The 21,881-nt window shown below is 55.8% G+C and carries 24 protein-coding genes and 1 pseudogene; 14 read left to right on the top strand and 11 right to left on the bottom strand.

Features of this window, described 5'->3' with window-relative positions:
* Positions 1–327: 327 nt before the first annotated feature.
* The 11 genes from sdhD to JNB88_RS33870 all read left to right on the top strand — a co-directional run bounded on the left by sdhD (position 328) and on the right by JNB88_RS33870 (position 10,037).
* Positions 328–711 (top strand): succinate dehydrogenase, hydrophobic membrane anchor protein, encoded by a 384-nt coding sequence (sdhD, locus tag JNB88_RS27425; RefSeq protein ID WP_220358205.1) that lies wholly within the window; start codon positions 328–330, stop codon positions 709–711.
* 200 nt (positions 712–911) lie between these two features.
* Positions 912–1,424, top strand: coding sequence for a ferritin-like domain-containing protein (locus JNB88_RS27420; RefSeq protein WP_220358204.1), 513 nt, complete (start codon positions 912–914; stop codon positions 1,422–1,424).
* A gap of 328 nt (positions 1,425–1,752) precedes the next feature.
* Positions 1,753–1,941 (top strand): hypothetical protein, encoded by a 189-nt coding sequence (locus JNB88_RS27415; RefSeq protein ID WP_220358203.1) that lies wholly within the window; start codon positions 1,753–1,755, stop codon positions 1,939–1,941.
* Positions 1,942–1,985: 44 nt separating this feature from the next.
* Positions 1,986–2,195, top strand: a complete 210-nt coding sequence (locus JNB88_RS27410) for a hypothetical protein (RefSeq protein WP_220358202.1) — start codon at positions 1,986–1,988, stop codon at positions 2,193–2,195.
* A gap of 492 nt (positions 2,196–2,687) precedes the next feature.
* Complete coding sequence (locus JNB88_RS27405) at positions 2,688–2,882, top strand: hypothetical protein (RefSeq protein ID WP_220358201.1); 195 nt, start codon at positions 2,688–2,690, stop codon at positions 2,880–2,882.
* A gap of 1,209 nt (positions 2,883–4,091) precedes the next feature.
* A complete protein-coding gene (locus tag JNB88_RS27400) occupies positions 4,092–4,313 on the top strand; it encodes a hypothetical protein (RefSeq protein ID WP_220358200.1) in 222 nt (73 codons plus the stop codon).
* A gap of 613 nt (positions 4,314–4,926) precedes the next feature.
* Positions 4,927–5,223 (top strand): hypothetical protein, encoded by a 297-nt coding sequence (locus tag JNB88_RS27395; protein ID WP_220358199.1) that lies wholly within the window; start codon positions 4,927–4,929, stop codon positions 5,221–5,223.
* A 446-nt stretch (positions 5,224–5,669) separates the two neighbouring features.
* The gene (gene repA, locus JNB88_RS27390; RefSeq protein WP_220358198.1) at positions 5,670–6,875 is read left to right on the top strand and encodes a plasmid partitioning protein RepA; all 1,206 of its coding nucleotides are present in this window, start codon (positions 5,670–5,672) and stop codon (positions 6,873–6,875) included.
* A 75-nt stretch (positions 6,876–6,950) separates the two neighbouring features.
* Positions 6,951–7,964 carry a plasmid partitioning protein RepB gene (gene repB / locus JNB88_RS27385; protein WP_220358197.1) on the top strand — a complete coding sequence of 338 codons (1,014 nt, stop codon included), beginning with the start codon at positions 6,951–6,953 and terminating at the stop codon, positions 7,962–7,964.
* Positions 7,965–8,119: 155 nt separating this feature from the next.
* Positions 8,120–9,334: a plasmid replication protein RepC gene (repC, locus tag JNB88_RS27380; RefSeq protein WP_220358196.1), complete on the top strand. Its 1,215-nt coding sequence runs from the start codon at positions 8,120–8,122 to the stop codon at positions 9,332–9,334.
* Between the two features lie 514 nt (positions 9,335–9,848).
* A complete protein-coding gene (locus JNB88_RS33870; protein ID WP_223217352.1) occupies positions 9,849–10,037 on the top strand; it encodes a hypothetical protein in 189 nt (62 codons plus the stop codon).
* A gap of 141 nt (positions 10,038–10,178) precedes the next feature.
* On the opposite strand, the gene JNB88_RS27375 is transcribed toward JNB88_RS33870, so the two are convergent.
* A complete protein-coding gene (locus JNB88_RS27375) occupies positions 10,179–10,676 on the bottom strand; it encodes a DUF4142 domain-containing protein (RefSeq protein WP_220358195.1) in 498 nt (165 codons plus the stop codon).
* Positions 10,677–10,805: 129 nt separating this feature from the next.
* Between JNB88_RS27375 and JNB88_RS27370 the strand changes: the two genes are divergently transcribed.
* Genes JNB88_RS27370 through JNB88_RS27360 form a run of 3 tightly spaced genes read left to right on the top strand, consistent with a single transcriptional unit; the run spans position 10,806 to position 11,659 of the window.
* The gene (locus JNB88_RS27370) at positions 10,806–10,952 is read left to right on the top strand and encodes a hypothetical protein (protein WP_220358194.1); all 147 of its coding nucleotides are present in this window, start codon (positions 10,806–10,808) and stop codon (positions 10,950–10,952) included.
* Positions 10,949–11,287, top strand: a complete 339-nt coding sequence (locus tag JNB88_RS27365) for a hypothetical protein (protein WP_420832220.1) — start codon at positions 10,949–10,951, stop codon at positions 11,285–11,287. The genes JNB88_RS27370 and JNB88_RS27365 overlap by 4 nt, the downstream gene beginning before the upstream one ends.
* Positions 11,288–11,302: 15 nt before the next feature.
* Positions 11,303–11,659, top strand: a complete 357-nt coding sequence (locus tag JNB88_RS27360; RefSeq protein WP_220358193.1) for a hypothetical protein — start codon at positions 11,303–11,305, stop codon at positions 11,657–11,659.
* 563 nt (positions 11,660–12,222) lie between these two features.
* On the opposite strand, the gene JNB88_RS27355 is transcribed toward JNB88_RS27360, so the two are convergent.
* From JNB88_RS27355 to JNB88_RS27315, 10 genes and pseudogenes are all read right to left on the bottom strand, one after another.
* Positions 12,223–12,429, bottom strand: coding sequence for a hypothetical protein (locus JNB88_RS27355; RefSeq protein WP_220358192.1), 207 nt, complete (start codon positions 12,427–12,429; stop codon positions 12,223–12,225).
* 1 nt (position 12,430) lies between these two features.
* The gene (locus JNB88_RS27350; RefSeq protein WP_220358191.1) at positions 12,431–12,631 is read right to left on the bottom strand and encodes a hypothetical protein; all 201 of its coding nucleotides are present in this window, start codon (positions 12,629–12,631) and stop codon (positions 12,431–12,433) included.
* Between the two features lie 176 nt (positions 12,632–12,807).
* Positions 12,808–14,649, bottom strand: coding sequence for a 4-alpha-glucanotransferase (gene malQ / locus JNB88_RS27345; protein ID WP_220358190.1), 1,842 nt, complete (start codon positions 14,647–14,649; stop codon positions 12,808–12,810).
* 233 nt (positions 14,650–14,882) lie between these two features.
* Positions 14,883–15,212: pseudogene (locus JNB88_RS33865) on the bottom strand (hypothetical protein); the annotation flags it as partial.
* Positions 15,213–15,556: 344 nt separating this feature from the next.
* Positions 15,557–17,347, bottom strand: a complete 1,791-nt coding sequence (locus JNB88_RS27340; RefSeq protein WP_220358189.1) for a thiamine pyrophosphate-requiring protein — start codon at positions 17,345–17,347, stop codon at positions 15,557–15,559.
* A 254-nt stretch (positions 17,348–17,601) separates the two neighbouring features.
* A complete protein-coding gene (locus tag JNB88_RS27335; protein WP_220358188.1) occupies positions 17,602–17,940 on the bottom strand; it encodes a hypothetical protein in 339 nt (112 codons plus the stop codon).
* 447 nt (positions 17,941–18,387) lie between these two features.
* Positions 18,388–19,986, bottom strand: a complete 1,599-nt coding sequence (locus JNB88_RS27330) for a GMC oxidoreductase (protein WP_220358187.1) — start codon at positions 19,984–19,986, stop codon at positions 18,388–18,390.
* Positions 19,987–20,213: 227 nt separating this feature from the next.
* Positions 20,214–20,621 (bottom strand): response regulator, encoded by a 408-nt coding sequence (locus JNB88_RS27325; RefSeq protein WP_220358186.1) that lies wholly within the window; start codon positions 20,619–20,621, stop codon positions 20,214–20,216.
* A 216-nt stretch (positions 20,622–20,837) separates the two neighbouring features.
* A complete protein-coding gene (locus JNB88_RS27320; RefSeq protein ID WP_220358185.1) occupies positions 20,838–21,095 on the bottom strand; it encodes a YMGG-like glycine zipper-containing protein in 258 nt (85 codons plus the stop codon).
* 490 nt (positions 21,096–21,585) lie between these two features.
* Positions 21,586–21,798 (bottom strand): hypothetical protein, encoded by a 213-nt coding sequence (locus tag JNB88_RS27315; protein WP_220358184.1) that lies wholly within the window; start codon positions 21,796–21,798, stop codon positions 21,586–21,588.
* Positions 21,799–21,881 lie beyond the last annotated feature (83 nt).

Below are 21,881 nucleotides of genomic sequence, written 5' to 3'. Positions count from 1 at the left end.
ACGTACTGCAACTAACCAGCATTTTGCACAATCGTTCCGCGGCAAGGGCTCCGGAGCTTTTGCCAGTCAGGTTTGGCGAATGCATACGCAAAAGATCGCGCTCGCGAGCGAGGTTTCCTGACGTTCGCTGTGGAAGCTACTTTTGTGGACTTGGCTCCGTCCGGAGAGCCCCCACTATTTCGTGACATGGCTTGATCGAACCCCGCGCGGGCGCGATATTTGGCTGGGTCAGTTTCGTACCAAGGCCTCCCGCGACAAGTCCGTGATTGACTGATCTCGCGATGAAGCGCCTAATTCTTGAATTGTAGTTTTGGCGGGAGGCAACCAATGACTACACCGCTTGGACGTGTTCGAGGCTTAGGATCGGCAAAGGGTGGAACGGCAGCCTACGTCTGGAAACAGGCTTCTGGCCTCGCTCTCGGGCTGCTCACGCCGTACATCATCGGCATTGGCATCTTCCTCTTCGGTCGCGACCGCGAATTTGTGATTGCGTCCATCGGCAGCTTCTGGATCGGGCCCGCGCTTTTAGGCTTCATTATCCTCAGCGCCATCCACATGGACATCGGAATGCGGGCAATCATTGAGGATTACGTTCATGGTCATCTGTCGAAGCTAGCGCTCCTTTTCCTCAACTCAGCCTTCACATGGGCAATATGTACGGTCTGCGTGTTCGCAATCCTGCTTATGATGTTCGAGAGCGCGAAGATCTGAACGAAGTGGCACCAAGCTGGCATTACCGGTGTTCAAGTCTCCAGTAACCTTGAATCCTCGGAGCTGCTGGAGATGTCGGATTACCCAGCAATTCGGAGAGGCAAACCGCGCTTCACGCCGCTCGTGCCCGGCCGACCTCTTCAAACCTGGAACTAAAGACGGGGTCCGGGGTTCGGCTGGTCAAACTTGGAGGAACGCCGATGTTACATCACGAGACCCGTGAAATCTTTGTAATAGGCCTCAAGAACGCACATGCCATGGAGAGCCAAGCGTTGAGCATTATGAAGCCGCAGCTTTCCCGGATTGAAAATTATCCGGAGGTAGCGACGAAGCTAGAGCAGCACCTCCGCGAGACGGAAGGGCAAATAGTGCGTATCGAGGAAATGCTCGCTGGCCTCGATGAGAACCCTTCAACGATCAAGGATATGGCTTTGTCACTAACCGGAGCAATGGCCGCAATGAGCCACACGGTGGCAGGCGACGAAATTTTGAAAGATTCTTTCGCCAACTTCGCGTTTGAGAACTTTGAGATCGCTGCATACAAATCATTGCTGACTTTGGCTGAGGCCGGCGGGCACAACGCCGCCGCCCTCTTATTGCAGGCCAACCTTTCCGAGGAGGTTGCAATGGCTAAATGGCTTGACGAGAATATCGTCACCCTCACAACCAAATTTCTTCGCCTGCGCGAAGCTGGCGAGACGGCCAAAGTCTAAGCATTTCTGGGCCGTCCTCTTGATGTGACGAGGTGCAAGGGAAGAGCGCCACAGCTGATGCAATACCGCCCGTCCTATCCGCCCTTGGGGAACATGTACCTCCTGAAGTAGTTGGGCGGGCCTGATGCAGATAGCGATGGCGAATTCCAACACAATGGTTGGAGAAGCAGATCTTACGCACAACGACGACCGCGGCGTTTCGGATTGATCCCCACGCTAAAGGTGCGAATAGGGCAGACGAACAAGGATCATGCCGGCACGGCGGCGGCGAGACCTGGTTGGAGGTGAACCAACGCACTCAGTCATCGTTTTCGAAATGGAGTTGCAAGTGAGCAAGGAAAAGCATGAAAACCAGCTTCACGCCCCGGCAATCATAAGGAAAAAGTCGGCGCCAAAGACGCTGGACCTCGAACAAATCGACTTGAACAGAAACGGCGTTCAAGAAGATGTGATGGTGTCCAAAGGCCGTGCCAGAACGGTCGTAACTACGCTTCCTGACAGCGAGGATGACAAGTGAATTGGTCTTGAAGTGCGAGCCCCTCCGGGCAGAGAGGAAAACAAATGAGCGATTTCTCAGACAAGTTCCCGAAAGAACCGAGCGAAGGCGACCGTGACACGATCGAGCGGGAACTGAAACGGTCCGAAAAAGGCAAAGGTCGCGGTAAGCCTAAAGACGATGTCGCTTCTGAAACTCAGCCTGAAAAAAAGACCGCCCCGACTTCGACCGGTCGGCGTATGTTTGCGAACGGCGACCTAGACCGGGAGACCTAGCTTCGCGGACCATGCGCGACTGTCTTCTCGCGCGATTAAATCATCGCGACGCAACACGTCTCAGCTGGCTGCGGCAGCAGCACAAGGATGCTTGTGCAAAATGCCTCGATGGTTTTCGCTTTAGTCGGCGATCGGGCTAGTTACACTACTGCACAAGCGCTTCCCGCCAACGCGATTGCACATGTTAGGTTCCCAATGCTTTCTCTGGGTTTAAGGGAGCTGCCACGATCAAAAGAAGGAAGATTGCTAGAGGAACGCCAAGGACCGTGCGCGCTTGCCAGCCAGCAGAAGCAGGATCGGGCAATTTGGTGGTCCCAATCGTAGGCGTGAAGTGAAACCGCGGGGAAGGGTTTGCTGTGGAAGTACCCTGAAGCGTCAAGCATCGGACACCGAGGTCTCCCGGCTCCGGAACGCGGGTTGGCGTGAGCGAAGACCGGCTGGAACAAATGAGAATTGTGCCGGTTGGATCGGCGCAAAAACAGGAACGGTGCAATGATTAATCTAGCTTTGGTTTTCGGGACGTTAGCGATGGCTTGTTGGATGCTGGGCGGAGCCGTCGCAGTTTTCGGCACCACCGAGCTTTACCGGCATCACTGGCAACAGATGAGCGATTTCGTTTCACTCGGTTTCAACATTGCCGGGGCGGCCTGCGCAATCGCGATGATATCCTTCATCATCGCTGCATGATGTTGGCAGGTTCTCGGAAGGCGGCGGCCCTTCGCCAGGGTCTACATGTTTCGCTGTAAGGGGCCATGTGGCGCCCTTTGTGGGGAAGAGTGAGGGCCATCTGCTGCGCTTTGCTGCCAATGAGCGCCATGTGCAAAAGCAATTGGTGTCTGAGCGCAAACGCGCATTGTCCCGGTGGAGACGTTCGGACCGCTAGGGTGGAACCCACCTTGAAGTATCAGCGCTGTCGTGATTGCTTGTCCAGCCGCGTAATCGCCCTTATCGCAAGACGCTTGGGGATCTGATAGCGCCGAATCCCAAAGACGACCTGGCCCCTCCGATTTGGGGTCCTGGTTGTCAACTCGAACAAACCGTAACCGCCTCAACGGAAATCCTTATCCGGCATTCAGGGAAGCTAATTCGACCATCACTTCCTTTACATATGCACCATTCAGGTTTGTCAACCAGAGGCCCTCATTTGACCAAGCACACGTCATCTACAGCGTAGTCGCGGAGAAGGACACTTTCATTTTGTCTCGCATTGATTTTAGGGGTTCGCATTCCAGGAAGGCGCCGATGCTCTTCGACCTGTGGTTCCTAGCAAAAGTCATCCATTGCTTTCAGTGGGTGGCGATCGGCGGACAGCAGCCTAGAGCATCAGCGTCGCCCCCGACGCTGTGGCTCAAAGGCAAGGGCGGCGTAAGACCTAAAGACGACGTCAGCACTGCCGGCACCATTCTCGCTCAGCTCGTCGCACGAGCCGTCCCAGTGTACTCTACCAACGTGACTCTTAGCCGCAATATGAGGCGCTCGTTGCGGCCCGAGACTTAACAGGCGACCTTTACGTCGCAGCGCACCGTATTGCAGTGCTGTGGCGTTAGACTACAGCCACGCATTTCTCGCGAAACGACAAGCCCCTCCCCTTGATTGCTCTCGTGCAGGGTTCGTACCGCGAGCTGTTAGTCGCGCCGCCCCTGATCAATGATGTCAATACGACTACCGCCTGGACCTACCGGGAGAGTGACGAAAGTGAACTTGAACCACTCTCTCTTGGAGAAGGGGAGCAATCAGAATTCGCGATCAGCTCGCACACTTCTCCGCCGTTGAAATAGCTGAAGGTCAAACCGGTCACGGTTTATCGTTGATGGACATACGCAATTCAGATAGCCGTACGCAACCACAGTGCCCGCCGCCTTGGGCGCGTTGCTATGAGTCTGGGGAGGAACCCATATGGAAGCTGAGACGGTCACAATTGAAAACCGGAACGACTTTGCCCAATGGGCTATCGAGCGGGCGCGAGCTATTGTTACAGAGCAAGGTGGAAATTTGGCGCTAGCTGCGCGAGACATGGATGAGAAGGCCATAGCAGAAAGCGGTAATGCGCTCGGTAGTGCGATAGTAGAGGCGCTTCTAGAAGTCTTTGACGGGCTCGACCCCGAGGCTCACGAGTGAGCTGTGGCGATATCGCTGCCAGAACACATCTCCCGCACCTGCTAACTTGCATTCCTCTTAGTCTGTGCTCGACGCGACAGGTATAAGACTTTACAGCAAGCCGTTCGTCGCTGCTTGAGGCCAATGCATCACGGCGCGGCAGCCACATAGGCGTCGATCGTAGGGGATATTTAGCGCGAGTGTCTCAGACGTGCTGCGCTCAACCACGCTGCTTGTCGGCGGCGCTTCGGAGAGAGTTGGACGCTGATCTACACAAGACGTGACTGCAATCCGTCATTCAGCCTCCTGCGTTCGCGTTCTGGACGTTACCTTCTCCCGAAAAAATTCAGCCAGGGCAGAATTCAGCTCAACGACCGGATCAGCATCAACCGTGTCGGAATGCGATCAGCTCTCCGTAGGCCCCGACGACGTTCCCTCCCCTTCATCTAAGGCGGTATAGAGGTCGATTTAAACAATGCCATTTCTGATCCTGCCTTCGGTTGAGCGGGTTCTTGACGGCGATCTGAGGATGAGGCGACAATTGAGGTTGGCGCCCGAGATGCGGGCGGAACAACGGCTATTGGTCATCGTTTCAGTGTTAGTTGCAATCAAGCAACCAAACACGGAGGATAACATGTCTGTGAAAATCATCGCCACTTCACTTCTCGCGATTGGTCTAGCCACTTCGGTCTTTGCGCAATCAAACCCGGCGCCCGCGGGCTCTACGATGGACAAGAACCATGGTGATGCGTCGTCTACCACGAACGGCATGAAGATGAAGAAGGTCGATAAGTCGACGACCGGCAGCACGACTCAAAACTTCAACAAAGAAAACTGCAAGTCGGTAGCCGGGAAAGGCTCCCTGCAGACCCAAGGCGGCAACAGCAACACTCAGAACGCCGAGGACACCTGCGCAGACAACAACAACTGATGTCGCGTGCACGCTCTGGGATGGCGTCTGGAAGCGCCATCCTCTGCTACCCACAATGATAGGCAGCAGCGAACGCATCGCGTACCTGGTAGATCCGCCCCTGACATGGTGACACAAACCGCGAGAGCGACGGCTTCCCCGCAAGCATCTGCCCCGCCAGTTTCTTCAATCCGGTGGACAACCGGAACTCGCGCTTGCTGATTCGGCAAAAAAGATTTTGACAGCCGTGCAAACTGCCAAAATAGCACAGAAAATCAGTGAGTTGATTCGCTTCCTGACCCTCTACAGTACCCACGAGCGCGCAATTTAAGCGCCTTTGAGGTCGAACTGGGCATATTAAGCCTTTGTTAACTAAAAACTCCTTGCACCCGCCGGAGAATCGCATCTAAATCACGCTTATGATGCAGATCGCTTGAGAAAAGCGTTATTCCGGAAAATGGCAAGATATGAACATGGCACCAGTCTTCCTCGAAGATCTCGAATTCGACAAGGAAATCCTTGAGCAGGGCGAGTTGATCTCCGACAAGTTAAATCTGCTCCGGCTCGAGCAATACCCTCCGCACGCCTTGAAGGGTCTGCGGCAGTTCTCCCTGGCAGAAGTGGCAGAGTATCTCGGGGTAACCCAAAACCATATCAAAAAGCTCCATCTCGAAGGAAAAGGCCCTGCGCCTCAGGTGTCGGGTTCGGGACGCCGCACCTATACGGCGGGTCAAATGATGGATCTGCGTCGCTACCTCGACAAGCACGGTCGTTCCGATTTCAAAAAATATGTCCCGCACCGCCGCAACGGCGAAGAGCTGCAGGTCATCTCTGTTGTCAACTTCAAGGGGGGCTCGGGAAAGACAACGTCTGCGGCACATCTTGCGCAGTACCTCGCCCTGACCGGGCACCGCGTCCTGGCAATCGATCTCGACCCCCAGGCGTCACTGACGTCCCTACATGGGATTCAGCCAGAGCTTGACCGCAATCCGTCGCTCTACGAAGCGCTTCGCTATGACAGTGAGCGCAAGTCGATCACGGAGCTGATCCGGCCGACCAATTTTCCGGGACTGGATATTGTTCCGGCAAACCTTGAGCTGCAGGAGTATGAATATGAAACCCCGCTGGCCGCATCAAGCAAGAACCAAACGGAAGGCAAGCTCTTCTTCACCCGAATTTCGCAAGCGCTCAAGGAAGTGGACGCACAGTATGACGTTGTTGTCATCGATTGCCCTCCCCAGCTTGGCTACCTCACGCTTACAGCGCTCAGTGCTTCCACAGCTGTGCTGATCACCGTCCACCCACAGATGCTGGACGTGATGTCGATGTCCCAGTTTCTGTTGATGCTGGGGGGAATCCTGGAATCAATCAAGGGAGCAGGTGCTTCGGTCAAGCTGAAATGGTTTCGTTATCTTGTGACGCGCTATGAGCCCACGGACCAGCCGCAAGCGCAGATGGTTGGCTTTCTCCAAGCGCTGTTCAACAAGCGAATGCTGAAGAACCAGATGGTAAAATCCACGGCCATCTCGGATGCAGGTATCACCAAGCAGACCCTTTACGAAATCGAGAAGTCGCAGTTCACCCGCTCGACTTACGAACGCGCGGTGGAAAGCCTGAACGCGGTGAATGGTGAGATCGTTTCCCTGATCCACGGGGCCTGGGGACGAAAGTGACATTTTTGACAGCCGTGCAAATGCCAAGAAAGTTGTTTGCTTTCAGGGAGATGAACACTAACAGCGGAGACCAAAATGGCTAGAAAGAACCTCTTTGCGAGCGTTACGGCGACGTTGGGTGACGAAATCGACCGCGCTGCCGTTCCCGCGTCGGAGGCACGCGCCTCCTACACCCGACGTGGTGCATCCCGCTCAATGATCCAGTCGTTGGACGAGCTTGCTGAGACATCTATGCGGGTCCTCGACGGCGAGACGGTCATCCAGCTTGATCCCAGCGATCTGGATGGTTCGTTCATTGCTGATCGAATTGGCGATGATGATGAGGCCTACACCACGCTGCGGGAGGCAATTCGTCTATCGGGGCAGTCCACTCCCATTCTCGTGCGGCCGCATCCGACGGATGATGGCCGTTATATGATCGTTTTCGGCCATCGTCGCGCCAAGGCAGCCCGGGAGCTGGGATTGAAGGTCCGCGCGGTCGTAAAACAGCTCGCCGACATAGAGCACGTCATCGCTCAAGGCCAGGAAAACACTGCGCGAGCCGATCTGACCTTCATTGAGAAGGCCATTTTCGCCAGCAAGCTGCAAAGGAGCGGAATGTCTCGCGATGTCCTGAAGACAGCGCTGACGGTCGATGACAGCCTGCTATCGCGCATGCTGTCAGTCGCCGACGTCATCCCTGACACCGTACTTGACGCTTTGGGTTCCGCCAAGGGCGTTGGTCGTGACCGGTGGGAAGATCTGAAGAAGTTAGTTCTTAATCCCTCGATTGCCGCGCGCGCCAATCAGGTCATACAGGACGAGGCATTCAACGCTTGTAGCACTGAAGAAGGCAGGTTTCTTTTCTTGCTGGCCGCTCTTAAGAGTTCGGCCAAGCCAGCCCGCCGCAGCAAGCAACAGCCCGCAATCACCGTATGGACCCCGGCTGACCAGTCCGTCAGCGTGCTCGCGACACCGAAGGCCAACGGCTTGGTAATGGAGTTTGGCAGTTCAAAGGGGAAGCTGTTTGGGCAGTGGCTCTCCAGCAACCTGGAAACCCTATTCGAGCAATATTCGAATTCAACCGAGAAACAGCAAACGGGAGATTGAACAGCAAAAGAAAAAGGCCCCCTCAACGTTGCCGCCGTGGAAGCCTTCCTCTGAACTAAGCACTTAGAGAATCGCATTTCCTCGAATCGCAGTCAAGAGTTTTTGGCACCGTTTTGGTGAGCAATTTTCTTTTGCCTTCTGAAAGGTGAAGGAAAATGCACGTTGAACATATCACGACGCCCTTTGGGCGGCGGCCGATGACGCTTGCGCTCTTGAGGAGACAATCTTCTGCCTCTGAGATCAAGCGTGGCAAGACCGCGAACAAATGGAAGATTTTTAGAGATATCTCGGAGGCTCGGGCGGTCCTTGAGTTACAAGACAGGAGCCTTGCTGTCCTCGATGCTCTTTTGAGCTTCTACCCGGAAGGCGACCTGAAAGGGGACGGCCAGCTGGTTGTCTTCCCATCAAACGCTCAACTTTCCCTGCGCGCGCACGGTATTGCCGGCGCAACGCTTCGTCGACACCTGTCTTCGCTCGTGGAGGCCGGCCTGATCGCCCGCAGAGACAGCCCCAACGGCAAACGTTACGCTCGCCGGGGCAGGGGAGGGGACATCGAGGAGGCCTACGGGTTTGATCTGGCTCCCTTGCTTGCGCGCGCAGAAGAGTTCGCATCTATGGCTGCACGCGTCGTTGCCGATCGCATAGCCTTGCGCAGGGCCAGAGAACACCTGACGATCTGCCGTCGCGACATACGCAAACTGATTGGCCTTGCGGTCCAGGAAGGTGTCGAGGGCGATTGGGAGGCGCTTCAAGAGCTTTGCACCAGCCTTCTCGGACAACTCCCGCGGTCCGCGTCCACCGAAGATGTCAACAGGGTCTTGAAGGCTTTGGGAGCCCTTCAATCAAAGCTCATCAATACCTTGAATTCTCATCAAAATCCCGATGATTTGAGCACCGATGATGCTCACAGTGAGCACCACATACAGAGTTCTAACACTGAATCTCAAATTGAATCTGAAACCCACGAGCCGGTTAATCGACCAACGCTTGCCAAGGCTTTGACAACACCTGGGGAACCCTTGCCCTTAGCAATGGTCCTTAGAGCTTGCCCAACTATTATTTCCTATGGACCGACCGGCGCGATCCATAACTGGAGTGACCTGAGGAGCGCTGCCACTGTGGTTCGATCAATGCTCGGCGTTCCTGTCTCGGCTTTCGATGACGCTTGCCAGGCGATGGGGACAGAGAATGCATCAATAACGGTTGCCGGGATCTTGGAGCGCAGTGACGTCATAACGTCAGCGGGTGGGTATCTGCGCGATTTGACTCGGCGCGCGAAGCGGGGCCAATTTTCAACCGGACCGATGCTGATGGCGCTGCTGCGAGCTCAAATGGGAGGAAATCGTCCCGACAGGATACTCCGCGCATGACGCCAATGCGGATCCAGAAGATGTAGACATTTGGCGGGCAGCCGGCCTTCTGTAGAAAACGCGGCCAACTTCCGCTATAAGAGAGGCTCGATAGATTCGAAAGCGCGCCCCACTTCACGATGCCCTTTGGGCTAGCAATTTTTCAAAAATGGCAATGTCCTTGCTCGGTATCAGCAACAGAAGTAAACCCCTCGTTCACTTCCGAAACGATCGTTTTTGTAAGCGACCGCAATCCCATAGGGAGGACCGATTTTCGTCTTGCAGACGACAGCTAAGGCCACTCTCAGGGGCTGGCACGCTGTCTTCTTGGGAAACACCGATTTGGCGCAATCTCGGCAGTAAATATAACAGTTCGCGCTATCTTAGCTGATGGACACGTGATGATTTCGTTCATGCGCATGTGGGGCGGATTTACCCGATTACGGTGGCGGATCGACCGATGAGGTCTACGTAGCGACAGCTGCGGCGGGAACCTTCTCATGCAGACGGCCGTTTGGGGAAAAAGGAGAATACAATGCCTACATCAGTGCCAAACCCCGCCGAGACGCCTCGGGGTCCGACGCCTGCTCCTGGGATACCGGACAGGACGAAGGAGAAGCCTCCACTCACCCCTGCGCAGGATCCTTCTGATACCAAAAACCCAAACGATCCTCCGTTAGACCCGGCACTGCTTCCGGTGGGGGATCCGGCGGGTGCGGCGTAGCGGGCGAAGCGTTGGTTACGTCAGAGGCACGTCAACCTCGAGAATCTGGTCCAGGATCTCCTCCTCGACTCTCCTGAGCGGAGGAGCGAATGGGACCTGTCGCGATACCTGTTTTGCCATGCGTGGCATCAGAAACAATTCTCACTTTGAGGTCAGTGCTTGAACACGTGTCAGGTGCATTCGAAGCTCTGGTAACAGTTTCCCAGCCAGTCTCTTCAGCGCGCCGTCCGGACCTGTCTCGGCGTAACTCCTGAAGAGTTCGACAGCCTCCTGGTGGGCAATCAGCTGAGTGGAAAGGTAGGCTTGGTCGAGATTGGCAGCGTCACTTTCCGCTAGTGCATCAAGCTTTTCCTGATGACTTTCATCGAGCCCTTGAGGAACATTCACGCCGTCCTCCTTTGCGGACGCCTCGAGGGCAGGACCCGCGTTGCCGTGATCAGTAAGCATGTCCGAGGCGTATTGCTTCGCAGGCTCCGCTCGACCTTTGGCCACCTCGACCTTGGCCGCCTCAATTTCAAACCTGTTGGCCGAGAACGCGCTTGAAGCGAAGTTTGTCGCCCTCTGCGTTGAAGCCTGACCGTCAGCAAAGGCCGGAGTTGAGAGAAGCATAAGCATGGCAACAAGAGAAGGGTTTCTCATGGGATCCTCTTTGAACCGAGATCTGCTCGAACCGTCGAATGTGAACTATGTTCCGTCTCTCTCCCGTCTCTGACGCGCAACCCGGAACTTTCATGGAGAAGCAAAGTTGAAAGGCAGGAGGATGTGCACATGGATCAGGGAAAATCTGATAAACCATTCGTAATCTGGGTCGGCGTGTTGGTTGTCGTCGGCCTGGCTATCGCAGTTGGCTCGCTGACGGCGTCCTATTTTGATCCGCCTACTAACAGGCTGATCCAAGCAAGCAAGGCGCCATGATGAAAGAACCTAAGACTGGCGCTCAAGTGCGCGGTAGCATCCAATCCGGCGACAGCGGAGATATACGTCCCGGCTTCGATCCCGGGGCGGCACCAATGGAAACTGATGCGGAAGCTGGAGGTCATCCCGTGACACCCCAAGAGGCAGCCATTGCCCTTGAAGATCGCGCCGGGTTGAGGCCTGACCGGCAACGGAATTTCGACGTTGCGATGCGAGATCCCGAAACGGGAGGGACAACTTCGCAGACCGGACGTCTGTCGCCTCTGATCATAATAGTAGTAATGCTTGTCCTGATCGCCGTGAGTCTCGCGATAGTTGCCGGGCTTTACCGCTAGCTCAGCAACGCTACGATGTCAGTCGCAGATACGGATGGCTGCGATCGGTACGTGGGACTGTGGCTGCTCATTGCCAAATGCGCCCGGCGTGCCAATTCATTTCTAACAGCCGTACAAAACGTTGCTCGCCTTGGCTGGGCGAGCGTGGACCAGGCGCAGCATAGCCTCGGGAAGAATCATAAAGGGAAAGTAATTCTCGTGCATTCTCGACATCCCGGCGCGAAATTCCTTCGCGAAGATGCATTCGCGGCGCTCAAGAGATTTGCTTCGATCAAATCCGATTTCGAACATATAATGCCAAACGTGATCCTCTATCAGCCTAAAGAAATGCCGCGCGAAGATGAGGAGGTCGCGTCACGGGCCGGAAAGTGATGCAGTCGCAAGGGATGTCGACATCGGTTTTCCAAGGCTGGTAGCCGCTATTCCCGTCATGCAGGTCCAGGCGTTGAGGCGATGCACATCTGTGCGCGAGCGTTAAGACCCGTGTCTGGGCCGATCCCGATCAGCCAAACTTGCAGGTCCATCTGCTCCACGCGGAGCTGTTCAACGAACTCGTGCATCGAGGTTGGTCCCGCCGAGCTTCGCGAAATAATACGACGCCAGGCGTCAACCTATTGGGGCTCTCGCGCGGAGCGGTCCTCAAGCTCGTCGCGGACGTAGAGCCTCTAGCCACCGGAAGACGAAATCCTTGCTTTCAGATAGAAACAAATCCGGCCAGGGCTTTGAAGGCGACGCTCGGTCAGGGACAGACGTGAATCAGCCAGCATCTGACCTCGCATGTCCATGCCTTTCCCCGCCCTTATTCAGAAAGGCGGGGCCCGATACCGAGATAATCTTTGTTCTATTTTCCCCGGGTGGTACGGCAGCTCGTCCATATTGCTAACGCGAGGCGACGATCTCGTCCTGATCCGCTCGCACCCGTGCGAGCACCCCTCCTAACGCATCCTGCCTTCGTTCATGTCTCTGGGATCATAGTTTAGGTCCCATTCCTTCACAGGCTTCCTCCCAGGTGGCGACTTGTGTTCTGTCGCATCTTCCGATCCCGTGACCACCGTCGGTTTGGCGCTATGCACGCCTGTGGCCTTGCGATCTCCAATTGATTTGGCGAATTGCCCCTTGGCGTCCTTTTCGACATCGGTCATTTTACTCGCCTTTTTGCTTTAGCCCGTCTGATATCTTCTTGACCTCTGGATCGGCATTGGTCTCTCCATTGGCGTCCTGCGCGCGGTCCGGATAGTCCTGGGCTGGCAAATACCCTCGCGGCCTGTTTTCGGGCGGGCCTTCCCACCGCGGAGACTGATCTGTGGTGCCTGGCGCACCGTCCTTAGGCGTGTTCATTCCCATAGCAATTACTCCTTCTGAGAAGCTAACACTCGTGACGAACGGATGTTCCGATCGGCCATTGCTGGTCACCGGGCTAACCGAGCGAAAATTTGTGCTGTGCGTCTTTGTCATTGAATGGGCTACACAAGCGCAAGCGCTAAGCGACCGGCGGAACCACCACCGCGGTCGCACCTCCTCTACGTATCCGACTTTGGACCCCGTTCGTCCTGCATTGCCCCGGCGATTTCTTTAACGAGCGGCAAGGCGGCGAGTTCGTTCAATGGTACGGAGAGCTTCGGCTTCCAGTTTGGATAATCGCCACTCGTGCCGGGGATGTTTGTCGGCCGCTTTTGCCCCGTCATGTCCGCCAGACGGACTGCGGCCAACACGGAGGGCGTCTTGGCAATGAAGCGATGAGCGCTCACAATCAGATCTTTCAGCTTCTCGTCGCTTGCAGAATTTGGCGGCAAACGGGCCGGTGGGTTTGTGCCGGCCTCGTCGAGCGCGTCCTTCAAGTCCTTGCGTTCGCGTTTGCGCTCCGCAACATGCTCCTCGCTAATGTCGGGAGGCACTATCTTATGTTCCGCCCGCGCTTCGATGTCGGCGCCACGCCACCAGCCCGCGAGGGTCTGATGGTCGTGTGTAGAAATGCAAGCAAGCGACAGCCGAGGGTAACTGTCAGCTGGTTTGAAGCCGCGGTCTTCTCTCTCGTAGGAGAGGATGCGATAAGAAAGGACGCGCGCTTTGGCCAGATCGTCCTGCAGCCCTTCCGGCAGCATGCCCAAGTCCTCACCAATCACAAGGCAGCTGAATTCAGCCGACGATTCAGCGAGAATACGCAGCAGCTCGTCTTGCGGGTATTCGACATAGGCGCCGCTGTCGGGAGAGCTCTCCAATGGAACGAGGAACAGACGACGCAAAGCCGCAACGTGATCGATCCTGATGGCGCCGGCGTAACGCATTGCAGCGCCTACCATTCTCAGATAAGGCGCATTGGTGCCTGATGCGATTGCTGCGGGATGTAGAGCCGCCAGATGCCAATCCTGTCCGTCAATAGCGAAGGGGTCAGGGGGACTGCCAACTGTTGCACCGGAAATGTAGGCATTGGGTTCACTCCACGTGGCTGACCCGTCTACCGCCTCTCCGACTGCCAGATCGAGATAGAGGCCTATTCGAAGGCCGGCGGTTTTCGCGACATCGGCCGCAAGGGTCAGTTGTGAATGAGCAAGCCACTGCAGCCACATGTGAAAGCGGATGATGTCGGCATGCGCATCTGCAAAACTGTGCACCTCTGCACTATCTGCTTGCTGAAATACGACCGGCCAGGTTTTCCAGCCAGCACCATACCCATGCTTTCTCATGAACGGCGACAAGGTCTCAAAAAGTGCATGCCGTCGCAGGACCTCTCCTCCATTCTTGATGAATGCGTTGAAAGACAGGCTGCTATCTGCGCTACGCCCGAAGGCCTGCCTTGCCTGCCAAATATCCCGCAAAGCCCACATTTTTGTTTCCGCGACCCCGACATAGTCGACGAGATCGGTTCGTCGAAGTTCCTGTAACCGCTTTGCGAGCTCGGGACTGCTCCGGAACCCTGGAACCTTGTCGACAGCAATATAAAGTGGATTCAGCATTTGTCGGTTTGACGGCTCATATGGGCTGCACCGGTCAGGGTCGGCCATGAACGGTGCGTGCAGCGGGTTGAGGCCCACAAAGTCGGCTCCGAGGGATTGGGTCACCTTGATCATTTCGATGAGGTCTTCGAAGTCCCCGATGCCCCAATTGCGCTCGGACCTTAGTTCGTAAAGCTGCAGAGAGATGCCCCAAACGCGGCGCCTGTCGAGAAAATCCGGCAGATAGGCTTGCGGAATGTCCATTGACTGCCGCCTCTTCACCAGTCGCTGAGGGAGATCTCCCGCCGCGAGGACAGCGAGGATCTTCTGCTTTGTCTCGTCAGTGATCGGCACATCCACATTATCGGGACTTGGCCTTTTCAGGCTGATACCATGGCTTTTGGCCTGACGGTCTAGGTGTGAATTCATTGAGATATTACTTTCTACATCACATCGCTCAACGTCGCGGGGTGGTCCATATCCTCGAGCCGGGAGCTAAGAAATCACCGGCCAGACCTGACGAAAAGATCCGATCAATTTCGGGACCGTTAGTTCATTAACAGCTGGATTTAGTTGAAGTTCCTGGTAGCGATCGCGATCGCTTCATCTTGGCCTAAACCATCATCACGAACCTTCAATGAGCAAACGAGGGTCGTTCCTAAATATCCCATAGGAGGAGCGTAAAAACAGCGCACCGTGTTTTCGTCGGGAAACAGGCAGAGGTGATAGAGCCCATCTGGGGAGCTGATCGCTTTTGACTGCGGTACCGAAAAGACATGCAGCCGTGTTGCGAGGCGATGTTCTCCTGGCTTAAGGGTCAGGCGGTAGCCGTTACCGCGCGGACGAACAGACGACGAGGGTATTGGCTGGCAATCGCCTGTGTGGTTGTTTCCATTGCAGCAGTAACCAGCATACTTAAATCCGCTTGGAGCGTCGTGTGCGTGGGACGCGGAAGCGGCAAGTACGACTATCACGATTGGCATTATCCGCATGAGAGCCTCGCTTTATCAGGCGATTGCTGGTCGAGGAACACCAGGACGACGCTCCTTCCAGTCTGCCCTAACCTTGACCCATCGTCAGGGTTCCAATCGCTCACGGCGTCTCTTTGGCAAGGGCCGCAACCCTGCGACGGTAAAGCCTCGCAGTATCACCTGGTCCGGCATCCGCTCCGTGTGAGCGCGAGACTTCGAAAAAAAAGGAAGAATCTCATTGAAATGAGGTGGTCCAACGACTGGAGCGATGGCAGAATTCCATGACCAGGCCCAGAAATGATAAACGTCGAGTTGCCGAACCTGAAAGATGATGCACGTAGGCCCAAGTTCAGTTCCGGGTCAGTTTATTTCTCGTGCTTGCCTGGCACGACGGCACTGACAATTTGTTGGAGTGTGCCCCGAACGAGCCCCACCTCATTCGGGTCACCTTTGACAAGCGTGCTAGCGAAGTTGCGGGCCTGTTTCAGGGTCAGGTGAGGTGGAAGTGGCGGGACCTCCGGGTCCGTTTTGAACTCCAGAACGACAGGCCGATCGGCCTTGAAAGCACGGTCCCATGCGGGGCCAACGTCATCGGCCGTATCGACGAAAATTCCATCCAATCCGATTAACTCCGCGAATTTGTGGTACGGCACATTGGGGATGGACTGAGACGCTTCGAATTTAGGATCACCCTGCATGATCCTCTGCTCCCAAGTCACCTGGTTGAGGTCCTCGTTGTTAAAGACACAGACGACGAGACGGTGGTCATTCCAATGGCGCCAGTATTTTTCGATGGTAACGAGTTCGGCCATGTTGTTCATTTGCATAGCGCCATCTCCAACGAGGGCGACAACCGGTCGATCTGTCTGCGCAAATTTCGCCGCAATGGCGTAGGGCACGGCCGCCCCCATGGATGCCAGCCCTCCCGACAGCGAAGCCATCATGCCGCGCCTAATCTTGAGGTCGCGCGCGTACCAATTTGCGCAGGATCCAGAGTCACAGGTGATTATCGCACCATCAGGAAGCCGAGGAGATAGCTCCCAGGCGACCCTTTGAGGATTGAGGGGTTTTGCATCGGCAAGCGCCCGCTTCTCGAGCAACTGCTCCCACGCCGTTACGTTCTTCTCGATCTTTTTGCGCCAGTCGAATCCTTTCTGGCGCAAGAGTGGAAGGAGGGCGGTCAGCGTTTCCGAGGCATCGCCAACCAGATTGACATCCATGGGATAGCGTAAGGAAAGCATGGCCGGGTCTATGTCGATTTGGACGGCCTTGGCTTTTCCTTCCTCGGGTAAAAACTCCGAGTATGGAAATCCTGACCCGATCATCAGCAACGTGTCACAGTCGTTCATAAGATCAGACGACGGTTTCGTACCCAGGAGACCGATAGATCCCGTCACCCAAGGGAGGTCATCCGGCAATACAGCCTTGCCAAGAAGAGCCTTTGCCGCGCCAGCACCGAGCCTGTCGGAAACGGCGATGACCTCCTCGGTCGCCTGCAGAGCGCCTGCTCCGACCAAAACGGCGGTCCGCTCGCCTTCGTTCAGCACGTCCGCTGCTGCTTGCAGGTCGACCATGTGGGGAACCACGCGCGGTTTCCTAAATCCTGCTCCGGAGTGGACCGTCCCATGAATGCGCGCTGGGTCCTCGTAGTCGACATCTTGAAGGTCGTTCGGCAAAATCACGGCAGTCACTGTTCTTTTCGCGATTGCTATCCGGATCGCACGATCCAGCAAATGACGAACTTGTGCCGGTGTCGCCGCCTGATAGACAAACTCGCGAGCTACGTCTTTGAACAACGCGGCAAGATCCACCTCTTGCTGGTAATGCCCTCCGATTGCATCCCGTGCCTGCTGACCCACAATGGCCAGCAGCGGCTGATGGTCGGCGCGGGCATCGTACATTCCGGTTACAAGGTGAGTGGCGCCTGGTCCCGACGTGGCAATGCAGACGCCGAGATTGCCAGTAAATTTTGCGTAGGCGCAAGCCATGAATGCAGCCATCTCCTCATGGCGTGCTTGGACAAAACCGATTTTGCCATCCGCGCGATTGAGCGCGCCGAAGACGCCATTGATCCCATCGCCGGAGTACCCGAAAATGCGGTTGACCCCCCAAGCAGACAAACGCTGCACGACAAAGTCGCCAACAGTCTGTGTCATCCTCAATCTCCTTCTGCCCCAGTTCGCCCAGAACAATCGTGAAGCTGCGCAATTGAAAGATGTCGACTTGGCAATCGCAGGCCTGGCCATGCGGTTTTGAGCCCTGATGCGGCACCAAGTGCACTGTTCAATCCCGCTAAGTGGGGAGGTGCAGCGCGAGCTACTCTTTTTAGAGAGCGTGGCGGCAGGACGGTTTCATCTTCTTCTTCTAGAAGAGTTTGGTGGAGGCCGAGACCTCCACCAAAATGATCCAGCTACTGGTTGTCTGGGCAGGCTTCGCTTACTGAGGCGCCACCGCTGCCGCCCTGTGTCGCAACCGCACCTGGGGCGGCCTGCGGCGGGCAACGTGTCCGGTCTACTGTTCCGGTGGAGTTCGTGTTGGTGCCCATGGTGCTGTTTGTGGCATTAGGATCAACCACAACAGGCGCGCTGGTGCCGGTTTGCGTCTGGACATCGCCACCGGCACCACCGCCGGCATCCTGACCAGGGGTCTTATCGTTTGCCATGTTATTCGGTACCGGATTGGACTGGGCAAAGGCTGAAGTCGCCATTCCAACTGACAGCAGCGCTGCGGCTAGAAGCTTCATGTTCATGAGAGTTCTCCTTGGTTTCGCTTGTTACAAAACCGGAACCCTGACCAATCAACCTTGTTCCCTGCGCCTGTCCCGAAAACTACCTTTGACACGTCGAAAGATTGAATTGCGTGGAATCTGCTTATGATACCGGCGTGGGTACATGGGCTATGAACTCGAACTCTTCCGGCGCAAAGTGCTGCTCACAGCCGGGGATCACGAGACTGAAAAACTCTGGTGTTGGACCGAAAACCGAAGACAACATGGCGATCTGCAAGGACGGGTTTTCTGAGGCCGACTTCTGTCTAACCCAATAATATTCATTCGGTACCAGTTCATCCATTGTGACAAGGCTTTCTCTCGCGACTCAAAGGGAAAGCTAGCCCAGAACGTGGAAGCGTTTCGGTTTCGTCCGTAAACGTACCGATTATGCTTGATTAAGATCCATCCCCTTGATCTTCCATGCGCTCACACGACGGTTGCAAGATGATCGGCAAGCCGCATAGCCAGTGCGACGGCGGGTAAGGTGGGGTTTGCTTGCCCAGACGTCGGAAATACTGAGCTGCCAGCGATGTAAAGGTTCTCGAGGTCGTGGACACGACAATTTTCGTTCACGATGCCCGTATTCGCCTTCGAAGACATTCGGGTCAGCCCTATCTGGTGGTAGCCGTCCACTGCCTGCTCCCTTACCCACTGCTCCATAGTCTCCATAGGCCTCAGGTATGTCATTGTGCCGAACCCGGTGCGGATAAGCCAATCATTCATCGCATCGTGCGCTCGAATCACCGAAGCGAAGTCTTCGGTCGCAAAATTGAAATCAACGTTCAAACGGCGGCAACCATATTCGTCCCGCTTATGGCTTAAACTGACGCGGTTGTGCGCCGCGGCAAGCTGTTCCGAATGATACCGCATGACGTAGGTGTTGCTGGGACTGATATGGACCGTCCGGGGACCATTTGCGGGCGTCAGTCTGCGTCTCGCCATCCCAACGCCGCCAACGATCGTTTGCCAGGGATCGGCGAATGCGTTCTTGAAATGAGCCTTTAACGCCTCCTGCGTTAGCGAGTGGGGCTTCGGCGCAGTACGGCAAGATTTTGAGGCGGCATGTCGTATAAGGTGCAGTAAAGAGCCTGCCCCATTTCCATTCAACACCTCATCTGGCGTAGGACTGTCGGGCCAGAATGCAATATTTAATAGGTGGCGGTGACGCTGGACATCTTTGCTCGGCTTCAAGCGATGGCGATAAACGGTTCCTGTCGGAGAGGTCTTGAAAAAATGGCGCTCAGCCAAGTGCGACGACGCGAATCGTATCGCGGAAATTTCTCCAGTCAGATGCCCCATATAGTACCGTCCAAGTGGTCCGCTATCGCCGCAAAAAAGCTGAGGGTGTGTGCACTGCGCTTCCAGAAGTAGCCGCGCGTTTTCTCGCCCGCCCGCGGAAAGAACAAAAGCCGGGGCGGTCAGCTTGTGGCGCGCTCCATGCTTGATGCAGTCCAAGGACAAAATTCTACCTCGCTCGCGCTCAACATTTAGAGCCAAGATCGTACACTCACTAACAACGACGAGATCGTGAAGTGTGGCAATCACGCTGCGATTTGCATGCGCCGTGTTTTTAATGCGTGCCCAAGTCTCCAGCGACACGTCAAAATCTGATACTTCATTCTTGACAGGAAGCAGGTCGATCTCGGCGGTCAGGAAACTTCGGGCTGCGGAATAGTAAGGCCTGATTTCTCCGTGTCCTATCGGCCACTTTCCCTCAGAGACATGCTCGCGTTCATCGAAGTCGATGTCATCGAGTTCGACGCAGCGACCACCCCAGCGCAGTGTCGAGCCGCCCACCGCACGCACTACCGTCGCATCTGAGTGACCATGATACTCCGGATTGAGCGAAGCGAGTTGGGACAGCGCCTGCGCTTGGAGGTTGCGCGAACTGCGTCCAGATTCCAAAAGCAGCACCCGAAGCCCTTTGTTTGCGAGCGAAATTGCTAGCGCAAGCCCAACAGGACCGGCTCCCACAACGCAGACTTGGCACCAGTTCTCGGGCACACCACCCAAATTCCCAAGCATCTTCGGGCGTCCCTTTTTAGGCTAACACTTGCCTTGGAACTTCGTAGATGCTGGAATGGTTCCAGCAATCACATCCTGTCGTTGCACGAGACCGCGTTGTCCTTTCTGGAAATTCCAACGCCTATTTCCCCTAAGCTTCCCGCGGCTTCAGATTTCCTGGCGCCTTCGAGCGCCGCCTGAGCATGGCCGACCAAGGCATCGCGATCAGCCGGGGGAAAGCAAGAGCGTCAGGTGATGTCCTTGGCTCGATTGCTACCGCCATTGCGGGCGCCAATGATCGAAATTGCAACTGCGAACGCCAGGTCTTCATCACCAAGCGGCTTTACCACGCACGCCGATTTTTGGAAGCGGGGAGGCAGGAAGTGTCTATCGTAGCCCGTCACAAAGACAAACGGGATGCCCCGTTCGGTGAGCTCGTCGGCCAACGGAAACACCTTCTGAGCGTTGAGGCTGACATCCAGGATGGCAATATCGACAGGTTTTTGCTCAAGTGCGGCAAAACCGTCATCGAGGTCCGGAAACGGACCCACAACCTGACTACCCTGATATTCCATGGCAACGCGCATCGCGCTTGCTTGAAGACTGTCATCTTCAACGATCAGCACGTTCTTTCCAATGAGGTCGGCAAACAACATATACGCCTCCCGCGCTATGCGTGCTGCGATTCATGCTGAATTTGAACGACCCGTCAATAAGGTTTGGCTAAAACATTTGCTGGGTCACACAGCGTACCAATCTCAGTGCGTCGAGTGTGGCTTGACGAAAGAGGCCGGGATTGGGAACCCGGCCTCTTTTTTCGGCCATTAGGCGCAAGGGAGGGTACTACGCCATGACCCGTTAATGCCGCCTCATCAACGCGGGCAGGATGCGACATACCTCCGGCCATATCGGTCTCGGTAGTAGCATTGACCTGGCTGACCGGCGACATTGCCGATTACGGCGCCTGCGACGCCGCCGATTGCGGCTCCGACGGCGGCCCCGCGAACGTTGCCTGTGGCAACGCCGCCAATCACAGCGCCCGACGCCGCCCCGATGCCAGCTCCTTGTTGGGTTGGCGTGCATCCGGCCAAAGTCAGTGCGGCTACAGCCAGTATCATAACGCGTCTCATTTGGTTTCCTTTCTAGCTTTGAAGGTCAACAGGAAGTGCTCTATCTGCTGAGAAGGGGGGAAAGTTCGATCTTGCCATCTTGGGCGGCGTGTTGTTTTCATCGGGGTTGGGAAGGGGAACCTCGTCGGGCAGTCGATCTGGATCTGGTTCCTTGATCGGCGGGTCAGGCCTCAGAGGCGGTGGCATTGGCGGGCTTATTGGCTCCGCTGGACCAATGGGCTCACCAGGCATGCTAGCGCTGATTTTCTTCCGGTCATTTGTTCCGGTTCCAGCGTCAATTACGTTGGAACAGTACGTCGTTGTCCCCTGTGCGCCGATGAGATTGCGCATTCGGTTGATATAGGAACGGGAGATGTTGGGCATAGAGCTCATGTTCTTTGTGGCATCGGGGCGTTCAGACGAGGGGCGGGGAGCGCACCTGCTGTATACATGGGATGATCCCTTTCACGGACGGACCAGAAACGTCACTCCTGGCCCTTTGTTCCCGCCATCAATGATCGCTGATGGAAGGTAGGAATACCTCGACTTCAGCGCGTTTCTTGCGGTCAAGCGTCTGGATATATTTTTGCCAGAAGGCTTCCGCTTCCGGCGTATCCTCGTCCCATGTGCGGGTGTCCACAATGTTGTCGTCGATCTTGGCGAGCCGTTTGCCTCCGAGCCGAAGGTATTCTTCAGCGAGCTTCCTTGATTGCGTCTTCTCCATTCAAGCCCTCCTTTTTGCAGGGTAACAAGATAGCGGCTTCGTTGTTCCACCCTGGCCCAGCGGGTGGCTGTCCGACAGCCGCG

The sequence above is a fragment of the Rhizobium cauense genome (genome assembly GCF_019511525.1).
In the GTDB taxonomy this organism is placed as follows: Bacteria; Pseudomonadota; Alphaproteobacteria; order Rhizobiales; family Rhizobiaceae; genus Rhizobium; species Rhizobium cauense.
This window is presented reverse-complemented; position numbering and strand designations above follow the sequence as displayed.

Coding starts and splice junctions, on each gene's coding strand:
- sdhD (WP_220358205.1), top strand. CDS start 328: ATGACTACACCGCTTGGACGTGTTCGAGGCTTAGGATCGGCAAAGGGT.
- JNB88_RS27420 (WP_220358204.1), top strand. CDS start 912: ATGTTACATCACGAGACCCGTGAAATCTTTGTAATAGGCCTCAAGAAC.
- JNB88_RS27410 (WP_220358202.1), top strand. CDS start 1,986: ATGAGCGATTTCTCAGACAAGTTCCCGAAAGAACCGAGCGAAGGCGAC.
- JNB88_RS27405 (WP_220358201.1), top strand. CDS start 2,688: ATGATTAATCTAGCTTTGGTTTTCGGGACGTTAGCGATGGCTTGTTGG.
- JNB88_RS27400 (WP_220358200.1), top strand. CDS start 4,092: ATGGAAGCTGAGACGGTCACAATTGAAAACCGGAACGACTTTGCCCAA.
- JNB88_RS27395 (WP_220358199.1), top strand. CDS start 4,927: ATGTCTGTGAAAATCATCGCCACTTCACTTCTCGCGATTGGTCTAGCC.
- repA (WP_220358198.1), top strand. CDS start 5,670: ATGAACATGGCACCAGTCTTCCTCGAAGATCTCGAATTCGACAAGGAA.
- repB (WP_220358197.1), top strand. CDS start 6,951: ATGGCTAGAAAGAACCTCTTTGCGAGCGTTACGGCGACGTTGGGTGAC.
- repC (WP_220358196.1), top strand. CDS start 8,120: ATGCACGTTGAACATATCACGACGCCCTTTGGGCGGCGGCCGATGACG.
- JNB88_RS33870 (WP_223217352.1), top strand. CDS start 9,849: ATGCCTACATCAGTGCCAAACCCCGCCGAGACGCCTCGGGGTCCGACG.
- JNB88_RS27375 (WP_220358195.1), bottom strand. CDS start 10,676: ATGAGAAACCCTTCTCTTGTTGCCATGCTTATGCTTCTCTCAACTCCG.
- JNB88_RS27370 (WP_220358194.1), top strand. CDS start 10,806: ATGGATCAGGGAAAATCTGATAAACCATTCGTAATCTGGGTCGGCGTG.
- JNB88_RS27365 (WP_420832220.1), top strand. CDS start 10,949: ATGATGAAAGAACCTAAGACTGGCGCTCAAGTGCGCGGTAGCATCCAA.
- JNB88_RS27360 (WP_220358193.1), top strand. CDS start 11,303: ATGTCAGTCGCAGATACGGATGGCTGCGATCGGTACGTGGGACTGTGG.
- JNB88_RS27355 (WP_220358192.1), bottom strand. CDS start 12,429: ATGACCGATGTCGAAAAGGACGCCAAGGGGCAATTCGCCAAATCAATT.
- JNB88_RS27350 (WP_220358191.1), bottom strand. CDS start 12,631: ATGGGAATGAACACGCCTAAGGACGGTGCGCCAGGCACCACAGATCAG.
- malQ (WP_220358190.1), bottom strand. CDS start 14,649: ATGAATTCACACCTAGACCGTCAGGCCAAAAGCCATGGTATCAGCCTG.
- JNB88_RS27340 (WP_220358189.1), bottom strand. CDS start 17,347: ATGACACAGACTGTTGGCGACTTTGTCGTGCAGCGTTTGTCTGCTTGG.
- JNB88_RS27335 (WP_220358188.1), bottom strand. CDS start 17,940: ATGAACATGAAGCTTCTAGCCGCAGCGCTGCTGTCAGTTGGAATGGCG.
- JNB88_RS27330 (WP_220358187.1), bottom strand. CDS start 19,986: ATGCTTGGGAATTTGGGTGGTGTGCCCGAGAACTGGTGCCAAGTCTGC.
- JNB88_RS27325 (WP_220358186.1), bottom strand. CDS start 20,621: ATGTTGTTTGCCGACCTCATTGGAAAGAACGTGCTGATCGTTGAAGAT.
- JNB88_RS27320 (WP_220358185.1), bottom strand. CDS start 21,095: ATGAGACGCGTTATGATACTGGCTGTAGCCGCACTGACTTTGGCCGGA.
- JNB88_RS27315 (WP_220358184.1), bottom strand. CDS start 21,798: ATGGAGAAGACGCAATCAAGGAAGCTCGCTGAAGAATACCTTCGGCTC.